This window comes from Streptomyces sp. PCS3-D2 (assembly GCF_000612545.2).
Lineage (GTDB): Bacteria > Actinomycetota > Actinomycetes > Streptomycetales > Streptomycetaceae > Streptomyces.
On record NZ_CP097800.1, the window covers coordinates 5,158,084 to 5,170,099 of the forward strand.

Annotated in this window: 9 protein-coding genes and 3 tRNA genes; 7 read left to right on the forward strand and 5 right to left on the reverse strand. The window is 65.2% G+C overall.

Features of this window, described 5'->3' with window-relative positions; genetic code table 11:
* Window positions 1–63: 63 nt before the first annotated feature.
* Together AW27_RS22655 and AW27_RS22660 are read right to left on the reverse strand one after the other, a co-directional pair.
* Complete coding sequence (locus tag AW27_RS22655) at window positions 64–1,512, reverse strand: FGGY family carbohydrate kinase (RefSeq protein WP_037923931.1); 1,449 nt, start codon at window positions 1,510–1,512, stop codon at window positions 64–66.
* A gap of 96 nt (window positions 1,513–1,608) precedes the next feature.
* A complete protein-coding gene (locus tag AW27_RS22660) occupies window positions 1,609–1,914 on the reverse strand; it encodes a hypothetical protein (protein ID WP_037923934.1) in 306 nt (101 codons plus the stop codon).
* Between the two features lie 145 nt (window positions 1,915–2,059).
* Between AW27_RS22660 and AW27_RS22665 the strand changes: the two genes are divergently transcribed.
* The 7 genes from AW27_RS22665 to AW27_RS22695 all read left to right on the forward strand — a co-directional run bounded on the left by AW27_RS22665 (window position 2,060) and on the right by AW27_RS22695 (window position 7,501).
* Window positions 2,060–2,132, forward strand: a tRNA-Asn gene (locus AW27_RS22665).
* Window positions 2,133–2,137: 5 nt separating this feature from the next.
* Window positions 2,138–2,210 (forward strand) — tRNA-Asn (locus tag AW27_RS22670).
* Between the two features lie 187 nt (window positions 2,211–2,397).
* Window positions 2,398–2,474 (forward strand) — tRNA-Ile (locus AW27_RS22675).
* 560 nt (window positions 2,475–3,034) lie between these two features.
* The gene (locus tag AW27_RS22680; protein WP_037923936.1) at window positions 3,035–3,232 is read left to right on the forward strand and encodes a hypothetical protein; all 198 of its coding nucleotides are present in this window, start codon (window positions 3,035–3,037) and stop codon (window positions 3,230–3,232) included.
* Between the two features lie 67 nt (window positions 3,233–3,299).
* On the forward strand, window positions 3,300–3,728 hold the full coding sequence (locus tag AW27_RS22685; RefSeq protein ID WP_063890612.1) for a hypothetical protein: 429 nt from the start codon (window positions 3,300–3,302) through the stop codon (window positions 3,726–3,728).
* Between the two features lie 398 nt (window positions 3,729–4,126).
* Window positions 4,127–4,480, forward strand: coding sequence for a hypothetical protein (locus AW27_RS22690; protein ID WP_172671353.1), 354 nt, complete (start codon window positions 4,127–4,129; stop codon window positions 4,478–4,480).
* Window positions 4,481–4,516: 36 nt separating this feature from the next.
* Window positions 4,517–7,501, forward strand: a complete 2,985-nt coding sequence (locus AW27_RS22695) for a tetratricopeptide repeat protein (RefSeq protein WP_078556677.1) — start codon at window positions 4,517–4,519, stop codon at window positions 7,499–7,501.
* 403 nt (window positions 7,502–7,904) lie between these two features.
* Here AW27_RS22695 and AW27_RS22700 read toward each other — a convergent pair whose 3' ends face one another.
* From AW27_RS22700 to AW27_RS22710, 3 genes are all read right to left on the reverse strand, one after another.
* Complete coding sequence (locus AW27_RS22700) at window positions 7,905–8,543, reverse strand: Cap15 family cyclic dinucleotide receptor domain-containing protein (protein WP_037923942.1); 639 nt, start codon at window positions 8,541–8,543, stop codon at window positions 7,905–7,907.
* Window positions 8,544–8,545: 2 nt separating this feature from the next.
* Complete coding sequence (locus AW27_RS22705; protein WP_052030883.1) at window positions 8,546–9,448, reverse strand: nucleotidyltransferase-like protein; 903 nt, start codon at window positions 9,446–9,448, stop codon at window positions 8,546–8,548.
* Between the two features lie 325 nt (window positions 9,449–9,773).
* Entirely contained in the window at window positions 9,774–11,522 is a 1,749-nt protein-coding gene (locus tag AW27_RS22710; RefSeq protein WP_078556679.1) for an anti-phage protein, read from the reverse strand.
* Window positions 11,523–12,016: the final 494 nt, after the last annotated feature.

Here is a 12,016-nt window from a genome sequence, read left to right on the forward strand (position 1 = left end):
CAGCCGCCCGGCAGGGGGACCCAGGACTCCCGCGGGAGACCCAGGCCCCCCGCAGGGGTCCGGTCAGAACGCCCCGGGGTGGATCTGCTCCCGCGTCGCGATGTACTGCTGGCGCACGCCCTGCCACGCCGGGAAGTCCTCGCCCGGCTCGAAGACCTGCGCCGCGGGGGCGGGCCAGACCGGCGGAGTGTGCGGGGCCAGGGTGCCCTGCGCCACACCGAGGGCCCAGGCCGCCTGGCGGGCGGCGCCCAGCGCCGCGTAGTCCGCCGGCGCCGGCACGACGACCTGTGTCCCGAACAGTCCGGGCGCCGCGGCCTGCACGGCGGGCAGCTCGGCGGCCGCGCCGAGCAGGAACACCCGGCGGATCTCGACCCCGCGCGAGCGCAGCACGTCGAGGGCGTCCACCAGGCCGCACAGCATGCCCTCGAAGGCCGCCCGGGCCAGGTGCTCGGGCTTCATCGAGTCCCGGCGCAGCCCGGTGAGGGTCCCGGCGGAGTGCGGCAGATTCGGCGTCCGCTCGCCTTCCAGATACGGCAGGAGTACGAGGCCGTGCGCGCCCGGCGTCGACTTCAGCGCGAGCCCGGACAGCCCCTCCAGGTCGGTGCCGAGCAGTTCGGCGGTGCCGCGCAGGGTCCGTACGGCGTTGGAGGTGTTCACCACGGGCAGGTGCATGCCGGTGGCGTCGGCCAGGGAGGTGATCAGCCCGCCCGGCTCCGACAGCGCCTCGCGGTGCACCGCCATCACCGAACCGGACGCGCCCAGCGAGACCACCGCGTCGCCGGGGCCCAGTCCCAGGCCGAGGGCCGCGGCCATGGTCTCGCCGGTACCGGCCGATATCAGCAGCCCCTCGGGCGTGGTCCCGGCCGCGTCGGCCGGGCCGAGCACCTCGGGCAGCAGGGCCCGGTGTCCGAGCGCCAGCTCGACCAGGTCGGGCCGCCAGGCCCCGGCGGCCGCCGACCAGTAGCCGGTGCCGGAGGCCCCGCCGCGGTCGGTGGTGCGGCGAGCCGGACGGCCCAGCAGCTGCCAGACCAGCCAGTCGTGCGCGGACATCAGCACGGCCACCCGGCGGGCCGCCTCGGGCTCGGTGCGGGCCAGCCAGGCGAGCTTGGCGACGGGCTGCGCGGAGTGCGGGACCGAGCCCACCGCCTCGGCCCAGGCGTGCCGTCCGCCGAGGGCCTCCGTGAGCTCGGCGGCCGCGACCTGACCGCGCTTGTCGTTCCCGACGAGGGCCGGGCGCACCAGGGCGCCCTGCGGGTCCAGCGGCAGCAGGCCGTGCTGCTGCGCGGAGACGCCGATGGCCTGGACGCCCTCCAGGATCCCGCCGCCGGCGGCCTCGCCGAGCGAGAGCAGCCAGGCCTGTGGATCGGTCTCGTGGGGGTTGGCACCGTCCGGTTCGCCCGCCGGCTGCGGATGGGGCGCGTACCCCTGGCGCAGCACGGCGCCGGTCTCGGTGTCACAGACGACGATGCGTGTGAAGGCGGAAGAGCTGTCCAGCCCGGCGACTATCCCCATGCGGAGAATTCTGCCGCACCCGGGGCCGGTCCTGACCGCCCCGGAGCCCCTGGAACCACACGGGTTCCAGGGGCTCCGGGTACGGCCGGTGGCGCCTCAGGTGTTGCTCGTGCCCCAGTCGTCGTCGGCGGCCTGGCCGCCGGCCCGGCCGCGCAGTCCGCGCACCCGTCCGGCGAGCGAGTCCGGCACGGCGTCGCCGACCTTCTCACTGACGACCGCGAAGGCCTTCCCGGCATACTCGCGCCCGGTGTGGCCGGCGGTCTCGGCGGCGTTGCGCACCGCCGGGTTCTGCGCGATCTGCCGGGCGGACTTCTTCAGCTGCTCGTAGCGCTCGCGCCCGGCCCGCGTCCCGAGCACGTACCCGAGGGCCAGTCCGACCACGAACGTGACCTTGTACCGCATGCCTGTCACCCTTCGTCGTGTGGTGCCCGGCCTGCTGTCGATACCGATTGGCGGAGCACCCCCCTGCTTGCGCTAATCTATGTCTCGCAGCGGGCGCCCGCCCCCCGGCAAGGCCGGAGGTGGGCTGTTCGATGCACCGCAGCAATCCCCTGTAGCTCAATTGGCAGAGCAGCCGGCTGTTAACCGGCAGGTTACTGGTTCGAGTCCAGTCGGGGGAGCGCAGTCCCCTGTAGCTCAATTGGCAGAGCATTCGGCTGTTAACCGGAGGGTTGCTGGTTCGAGTCCAGCCGGGGGAGCAGGAAGAGAAGAGGGCCCTAAGGGGCCCTCTTCTTTCTTTATCGCCCGTCCAGGGAACCGGGCAGCCCTCGGCGCGGTCTCACTGGGCAGGCGAAGCCGATCATGCGAGGCATCCGAAGCAGGAGATCGTATGAGCGGCTATGCTGCGGCAGACGGCGCGCACAGATGTACGCGCCACGCCGTGAAGGGGCGGTAGCTCAGCCGGTTAGAGCAGCGGACTCATAATCCGTCGGCCGTGGGTTCGAGTCCCACCCGCCCCACCAAGAAAAACGTTCTGACCTGCGAAAACGCCTTGAGAGGGGTCTCTTCGCGTGTGGCGATCGCCTCGCATTGGTGTGGCGAAACGGGTGCCTCTGGTCTGCCTTGCCGGGCTGGAACCGGCTTGACCTGGGGCTTTCGGTGGAACGCGAGTGTGAAGTCATGAGGATGATCCCATGGTGATCCCACGGCTCCTGCGTGTGACACGCCGCACATCGGGTCGGGTACCCGCTTTCTGCCTGTCCGCTGGGTCAGGTTCTGCCGGCAGGCGTCGGGGACTGTCCTGCTTCTGTGTTGAGGCTGACGGGTAGATCATTTCCACAGCGCTCGTGCCCGGGAGCGCGAGTTCCGCTCTCGTGGTGGCGAACAGGTCGGACAGCTTGTCTCCCGTGGCATCCCCCGCGGTCGCGGGGATGTTCCGCCCGCGGTGTTTCGCCGGGGTCTCGAACCCGATGTCGTTCTGTGGAAGGAGCTGGGGCGCATCGCTGCAGTTCGGTGACCCACAGGGGGCCCCTTAGTTCAAATCGGACTTGAGTCTTGACTCAATCTGGATTAGAATCGCTTCGTGAAGCGAAGAGACCTCATGAAACGGCTGAAGCAGATCGCAGCTGAGAAGGAGGTTGACTTCACGGGGCCGGAAGGTAGCGGACGCGGTCGGCACGAGACGTACAGGATCGGCGCCGTCAAGGTCCATGTCCCCCGGCACTCCGAGATCGCGGAGGGCACTGCCGCATCGATCATCCGGACGGCCGAGGGGGCGTGAGTTCCCTCGGCCGTCCGGGCCAACCGTCTCCATATCATCGAACTGAGCGGAAAAAGGGGCGCACTGAATGACCACGCACAAGGCAACAGCAGAGCGTCAGGGACGCTTCTGGGTCGTGACCATCGACGGCCTTCCAAAGGGAGAGCAGAACGTCACGCAGGGCCTGACCTGGACCGAGGCGCACGAGAACGCACGAGATCTGGTCAGCCTCGTTCTGGACATCGAGGACGATCCGGTCGTCTACACCGTCGACCTGATCCCGGCCGACCCTGCGATGTTCGAGGTCGTGCGGGAGGCTGAAGAGGCCGACGCTGCCGTACAGGAGGCGGAGACCCGCCGCCGCGCCGCAATGACACGAGCAGCAAAGACACTCGTCGGCCTTGGGCTGACGCAGGCCGAGGCTGGTCGCATGCTCGGCGTCACACACCAGCGGATTGCACAGCTCGCGCCCAAGGCGTCGAGCAAGGGCGTCAAGAAGAAGACCGTTGCCGCTTGACTGGCAGGACGTGAGAGGTGGTTCTGCTGGCATATCCGACTCGCCGCTTGGCTGACGAGTTCGACTGGCTTATTCGGTATGCATCGGCCCGTCGGTGGTCGTACGGCTCTCGGGGACGCACGCATGCGACTTCATGCAGTTGCCAGCAGGGCTCTCTTGTGGAGCCCGACGACTCCGCTTCGACTTCGCCCACTTCGCGCCCCCACCACGGAGCAGCTCACCGCCATCGAGCAGGCCGTCAGAGGCCACGAGCCCTTGATGCCCCGCCGTCCGAGTTGAGGCCGAAGCCGCCAGAGCTATCGCCCTGTTCGGTGAGCAACAAGGTGAGCAGGTCTGCGTCGTGGACGTGGATTCATCAGCCCTATCGCGGCGGTCGCGTGGGGTGAGAGGAGTTGCCCATGTCGCAGGGATGGAAGATCACGGTCATCGTGGTGGCGGCGGCCGGAGTCCTCTCCACGCCGCTGATCTGGCTGCTGAACAGCCCCGATGCGGGACAGCTGACGGGGGCCTCTATCCAGGCCGCCGTAGGCATCGCAGCCTTGGTCTGGGCGCTGCTCCAACCCGGAGGCAACCACACGGATGACACCGCGGTGGATACCGGACAAGCCCGGGCGAGTGGTGGGGGCACGGCCGTGACGGGTGTTCGGCGACCGAAGGGACGGGGCAGTGGGTCCGCGAAGGCGGAAGGTACGGGGAATGCCACCGCCACGGGCAATGACAGCAGCGCCATCAGTGGTATCGACTACAGCTGACAGACCAGCTGGGCCGCGGAAAGAGGGAACGGTCGCGTGACCACTGGGGGCAAGCGCGCAGAGGACCCCATCGGAGCCGCAGATACGCACGTGGTGGTTACCGATACGGGGAACGCCACGGCTGCGGCTGGCGCCATGGCGGTGACCGGCTACCGAGGGCCGACGCCAGGGGCGGACGGCATCCCGACTGATCCGATATGGGTATCCGACACAGGGGACGCGCAGGCTGCTGAGGGCGGTTTCGCAAATAGTGGCTACATCTACCAGGTGAGTGCCGGCCATTTGACCATGGTGCAGCAGCGCGCGCCCCGCGAGCCGGCCTCTTGGCCGCACCAGGTGGGCGTGCTCCCTTCCCGCGCTCACTCCTTCCAATACCGTGCCGAGTCCGACCAGCTGCGGGCGGTGGTCGCCAACGGTGGCACGGCTGTGCTGGGGCAGGTGCTCACCGGTATGGGAGGGGTAGGCAAGACCCAGCTCGCCGCCGATTACGCTCGCACCGCATGGCAGGACGGCAGCCTGGACGTCCTGGTCTGGGTCACCGCGAGCGCCCGCTCGTCCGTCGTGACCGGATACGCGCAGGCCGGCGTCGAACTGTGCAGGGCCGACCCCGATGACCCAGAAGGGGCTGCGCAGACGTTTCTGGCGTGGCTGACACCGAAAGCCGGGGCGACGCCATGCCGGTGGATGATCGTCCTGGACGACGTAGCTGACCCGAATGACCTACGCGACTTGTGGCCGCAGGCCAGCCCTCACGGCCGCCTCCTGGTTACAACCCGCCGTCGTGACGCAGCCCTGGCTGGAGACGGCCGTCACCTCATCCATGTCGGCCTGTTCACTGAAGCGCAGGCAGTTGCCTACTTGGTCCGGTCTCTATCCGTCTGTGGCCGACAAGAACCCGTTGAACAGCTCACGGCCTTGGCACGTGATCTCGGACTTCTCCCTCTTGCCCTGGCCCAGGCCGCCGCGTACCTCATCGACACTGGCCTCGGCTGTGCCGCATACCGTGCGCTCCTGGCCAATCGGGCAACCAACCTCGCGGATACCGCCCCTGACGCTTTGCCCGATGACCACGCTGCCCCCGTCAGCGCCGCATGGTCGCTGTCCATCGACCGTGCCGATACGCTCCGCCCCATAGCTCTTGCCCGACCTATGCTTCACTTGGTGGCCATGCTCGGGACAGACGGCATTCCCGGCAGCGTCCTGACTGGTCCACCGGCCATCGCCTATCTCGCCCAACACCGCACCACCGGGCAAGAAGGCACCACAGAGTCTCCAGGAAGTGTGTCGGCTCAGGACGCGATCCTCGTCCTCAGAGCTCTGCACCGGCTCAGCCTGATCGAGCATGTTCCTCAGACACCACATCAAGCTGTCCGCGCCCACCAGTTGATCCAACGCGCCGTTCGTGATGATCTCACTCGCGAACAACACGCTCAGGCCGCAAGAGCAGCCGCTGATGCGCTGGTATCGGCGTGGCTCGGCGTGCCCCGTGATATTCGGCTTGAGGAATCCCTGCGAGCCAGCAGCAAGGCGCTGAGCCAGTGCGCCGAAGAGGCTCTCTTTTACCGCGATGCACACGACGTATTGTTCCGGGTCGGGAGGAGTCTTGGAGAGACCGGCCAGGTAAGGGCTGCCCGCGACTACTTCGAGCACCTCGTTCAGACCGTCACCGGTCGTCTGGGCCCCGATCACCGCAGCACCCTGGCCGCCAGGGGCAACCAGGCCCAGTGGCAAGGACAGGCCGGCGATGCCGCGGGCGCCGCAGACGCCTTCCGGCAACTAATGGAGCAGATGTTGCAGTCCATCGGTGCCGACCACCCATACACCCTAACCTCCCGTGATCACCTCGCCATGTTTCAAGGGGCGGCAGGGGACGCGGCTGGCGCCGTTGCTGTGGCAGAAGCTCTCCTCCAGGACCGGCTGCGCGTGCAGGGGCCGGACCACCCTCATACCCTCACGACACGCGGTGCCCTCGCTCACTGGAAGGGTGAAGCCGGAAATCCGGCTGGCGCGGCAGACGCTCTTGAATCCCTATTGAAGGACCAACTGCGCCTTTTCGGCCCAGACGACCCAGACACTCTGGCCACACGCGGCGCCCTCGCGCACTCTTGGGGCTTGGCGGGGGACCCAGCTAGAGCTGCAGATGACATGGAGCAGCTGCTTCAGCACATGCTGCGAGTCTTTGGAGCTGATCACCCCGAATTCATGGCTGCCACTTACAACTTGGCGCACTGGAGAGGTGAAGCGGGCGACCCTGCTGGCGCTGCAGAAGCCATTGAGCAATCGCTAGGGCAGACGCTGCGAGTGCTGGGCCCCGACCACCCGTCGACGCTCATCGCCCGAGGCGTGATGGCCAATTGGAAGGGGCAGATAGCGGATCCAGCAGCCGCCGCAGACGACTTGGAGAATCTGCTCGATCACATGCTTCGGGTACTGGGCAAAGACCACCCCCACACGCTTACTTGCCGAGGCAATCTTGCCTTCATGCGGAGTCTGGCGGGAGACCTGCACGCTGCTGTGGATGCCCTGGAAAAGCTACTCGAAGATCAGCTTCGTACTATTGGCCCTGCCCACCCTTCCACACTCACTTGTCGCAACAACCTCGCTAGATGGAGAGGGCAAGCCGGGGATCCAGTCAGCGCAGTCGCTGCTCTTGAGCTGTTGCTGGAGGACAGGCTGCGAATCCTGGGACCGGACCACCCCGACCTATTGATCACTCGCCACGATCTCGCCGTCATGCAAGGACTGGCAGGGGAGCCGGCCAGTGCAGTCGCTGCTCTTGAGGTGTTGCTGGAGGAAAGACTGCGAATCCTGGGACCGGACCACCCTGACCCATTGACCACTCGTCACGATCTCGCGGTTATGCAAGGACTGGCAGGAAATCCAACCGCCGCAGTGGACGCTCTCGTAAGGTTGCTGAAGGATGAGGCACGGATCCTTGGCCCCGATCATCCTGACACCCAGACAGTTCAGTACAGCTTGGAACAGTGGCGCAGGATGGCGAAACAGCGGCCCTTGGGATGACGAACTGGCCGTCCGTCCCGCTGGAATGGTGTGGCTCGACTGCCTTCTTCACCGCGTTCGACGAGCGCGCACCGTCGCCGATGCCGCAGGAGGCCCGCCGCCCCTGCCTCCCGGCTCCGCAGCCGGTCCTCGCTCACGAGCACGCCAGCAAGGCCATGCCCGGCGCGGCCATCACGGCCGATCTGCTTGACCAGGGCCATGCCGCGCGACTCATGGCCAGAGCCGCGAAGACAGTCGGCGGCGGTACCGGCGCCATTGCCAGCGCTGGCGGACGCCATCCAGAGCGCTTGGAACAAGCCCTTGCCAGTCGCGGCCGCCGCCATCCTCGGCTCTCGCCAGCCGGACGTGGGTGAAGCCCTGGCTGGTGACGACACTGGCCAGGGTCTTCCGACATCTGACGCGGTCAGTTGTCTGAGTGCTCAGGATCGGCGGCCTGCGCCTCGGCGAAGGTGCCGTAGTCGGTGGAGTGGTTGAGTAGGGTGAAGTCCATGTCGCCGGCGGTGAATCGGCTGGTGTAGTAGTGCCCGGTAGCGGCCTTGGGCCTGAGGCCGGTCACTGCTATGCGGCAGGCCCCTTCGTGCCGTGGGCTCCGGTTCTGATGCTCCACGCGGGGCGTGTTGTCGTATAGGAAACCGATCTCGGCAGATCCGGAGTTCTCGGGCGCCCCGACGGTGGCGTTGCTCGACCGCGAGGTGCTCTCCTTCGTGCGGAGCGTCGCGTGCAAGCTCCAGTACGTCTGCTCGATCGTCATGTACGTGGTGATCGGGCCCCGGTTTCCCCCCTCGGGGATGTGGCTTTCCGGACTTGGGGAGAGGATCACGCGCCAGGTACCAGTGACCCAGGGGCGGCCGGTGAGGCGGTGGATGACAGGCCAGTGCCAGGCCCACTTGTCGAAGACGAGTACGCCGTAGCCGACGACGGCCGGGATGTACGCGAAGAGGTACCGGAACTCGGACGGGTACAGGCCCAGTACGACCAGTACGACCGTGTAGAGGGTGGCAGCGATGGTGGCGCCGGTGCGGATGGTGGTCGCTGTGTTCATCATCAGCTCCCGTAGCCGAGGTAGTGCCAGGCGCCCTCGATTAGCTCGCGTGCGTCCTTCGTGTCCCACTTCTGGCCTTCGCCGAAGACCTTCTTCACGCCGTTCGGCTCCATCATGCCCTGAGCGCCGAACCAGGTGCTCGTAAGCTGGCGGTGTACTTCCCGCAGGCTCGCCTGGATGGCGTCGTCGAAGCCGCCGTTGAGGAAGGCGTGGTCTGGCACGTTGTAGATCAGGCACTCCGAGAAGTACGACGGCAGTGCCTTGATCACCCCCTGAGCCGCAAGGTCGTTCTCGACGTTCTTCAGAACTCGGACGACGAACTTGTACCGCAGCTTGGTGTTGGTGTTCTTCGTACGACCGTTGGTCAGCTGGAGCTCGGGCCAGTTGACGATCTTCTTGCCGTCGCGTCCGTAGACGACACTCCCCTCGTAGTGCCCGCCGACGGCGGTGCTGTCGTAGAGGACGTACTTGAAGCACGGGACGACGTCGGTGCTGGGGCGGCTGCCGGCGACCTCCGGCACGTTGAAGGCGATGTTGTGGTCCGTGTCGATGGCACCGAAGTGCTGGACAAGCGCCTGTTCCACCTCAGCCCGGAGCTTCTCCGGCGTCCATTGCCCCGAATACCGGTCGGGCTTGGCGAGCCATGAAGCACCGTCGTAGAAGAAGCACTCGTTCATCTGCACCTTGATGTCCACGTCGCTGTCGCTGCGGACGTTGGTGTTGTTGGGGTATGAGCCCTTCGGGTCGACCGTGATCGCGAGCCCCTGGAAGGGCGCGTACCGGGCGATCGCGTCGCGCACCATGCGTTCCGCACGATCCAGCCGGAGCTTCTCGGACGGACCCGGCGGGTTCTTCCACTTGTTGAGCAGAGCTATCCGCTGCTCGTATGTCAGCTGGTGTGCCATGAAGCCCTCCCTGCACCCGATGCACCGATGACAGCCTATGAGCCGGGTCCGACAATCCGGCCTCACAGCGCAGATGGACTGGAGCTGTATCCCGTGTCGCCGATGACGTGTTCGGGCCTGGTCCTCGACTGGCCGGCCCAAGGAGGGGGCGCCAGGATCGCATCCAGCCCGCAATGATCTGGGTGCAGTCGCGGGTGTTCCCTCGTCAGCACGAAGGCGAGCGCGGCCGGACTTGTCGCAGGCAGTTGGCCGGTCTGCCTCGGGATAGGTCGAGGAAAGATGCCACACGCGACGGTCGTGCAATTGAAAATCTTACGGTTGTCGTCTAATCACCCTCCGGGCTCCAGTACGTACTATTCATCCTTGAATCGGGACGCAGTGGCGGGTGCTGAAGCCTAATTTCAGTGTTCTCCATACGCCAGTCTTCGATCCCTTCGCGGGCTTGATTAAGCGCCTCGCACTGCTCGGCGGAGAGGTAGAAACTTACGGCGTCAACCGATTTCCAGAGTCGGTTGACGCGCTCCAGGTCAGGTGGACGTTGCGCGGAAAGCGCGAGGTAGGCAGTCACGGCTGCATTTACCTCACTCTGCAGTACGCGCGGATGCAGCTTCGGCAAGATGTCGATACCGCCATCGGCGCTATAAACCACCACAATGGCTGGCGGGTGTTCACTACCGAGATAGCGCACGGCGTTGTTGAACCTACTGCCGCGAGCTGGATCACCTTCACCCCTGGCCGAACCGTCAAGAATGACTCCGATTGCATGGCAACGTCCTTGAGGGTCAAGGAGGACGGCACCATCCATGTCGGTGAGCTGGGTGAGGAAGTTATCGGATAGCAGGGTGGGCTCGACTGCCCATGATTGAGGAGAAAGCCTACGCGATTCACCTTTCGCGTCGGCGGAAATTACAAGCATCGCCCCATGACGGTGCTTTCCGATTGCTTGTGCTGCCTGTGTCAAGGCGTCATCGTCTGGCTCGGAGAAGAGTCGATCCGAGAGGTCGCGAAAATAGCTCTCATCGAGCACGTGTTTGGGCAGGCTAGTGATTCCGTCTCGGGCAGCGAGAAGCGCCGTGCCGGCGTGGGAAAGTTCCCAATATCCGCGCCTCAAGAACGTGACAACAAACACCGAATCGGAAGCAGGGTCGTAGTTCGGCCGTACGGTTCCGAGGCCGTAGACAAATTCACCGTTAGATAGCACGTCGGCGGTTGGACCGCTTCCCTCAAGAAGCTTGCGGACTGCTGGCGTATTGCGGTTCTTGACGGGCGCCGCTAGCTTCAAATTCACCTCAACGGCCGGATCTTCTGCTCTCGCCAAGACCAAGCGCCCAGCGCCCTCGCGCCCTTCGTAGGGCAAGGATGACAGCTGATTCATCAGCAAGTGAAAGTCGCTGGCAAACCAATATCCGGCGCAGTAGATCATGGTGCGCAGCATGTGCTCTGTGGCGCTACGTACGATTTCATCCGTTGATGCACCCAAGATGCGAAGATCGGAACCGGCATCTGGTAGATAGAGAGTTCGTCGAGCTCGACCAAGGATATCCCAGATTACTGCGTGTACGAGCGATGGAACAATCGCCATTCGGTCACGCGAGGTTGTGGAAATCCGGGGCACCTCGCCAAGCCTGTCTTTTGGGATTCCGGCGACAATGTGAACTTCGTAGTCCCCGACTCTGACTGATTTGCCCACAAAGAAGGTCCAGGCTTTCTGCTCCTCCAGTGAGGAAAGTCTGTCCCCAAGCGCTTCGGCCCTCATTTCATCCATGAGCGATTCTTGATGGAGTCTGTGTCCTCTCGGGTCGGAGATAAGGAATTCACTTTCAGGGTTTTTGTTGTATTTTCTGATTGCGGTGCGCTGTACGTCAGAAAAATCTTCCGGAGTGTAGAGCTTCTCTCCCTGCTCTACGCAGATATCGAATGGGTGATCGCCGGCCACCTTGAACCCTACAAGCAGGCACCTGACTTCGGCTGGGAATCCAATATGCTCAAACGCCCGCTCGAATTCCATTTTAAGTGAAATGCGGAAGGTGTCTTGAAACCCCCACATGAACTGTTCGATGAAGCGTTTTCCCACTTGCTTCCCCGTGCTCGTCGAAGGATGAATTGGCGGGATGAAATATTGTAGGCGGAGCGAGGCTGCTCTCTACTTGTACTGATGAATTCGCGTGACTTCGCCGCCGGCCAGACCAAGGATGGCTGGCCCGCATCGCGCACCGGCCTCCGAGGTCGGCATTGCCAGAGCCCCGTACCCATGACCACCATCGTCCTCATACTCACCACGCTGAAGAGCCGGGCCGATGGCCTCTGATTCACGGCAGGCCAGGCCCTGTCCTTACCGTACTTGTCATCGTGATCGTGTTGGCTGGCTTTGGTGCGGACGCCTCCGATGGCGATCAGCCCGCCATCTGATCGCTCTGGCTCGGCTTGGACCTCTGAGTGATCTTCCTTCTCGCGGCCCGGCGGTGGAGAGGCCCGCCAGGGAGGGCCGGGAGCGAACCCGCCCGGCTGGATGAAGGCCATGGACCGTGTCGGCTTCACCGCCGCCCTGGCTTTCGCAACCCGAAGACC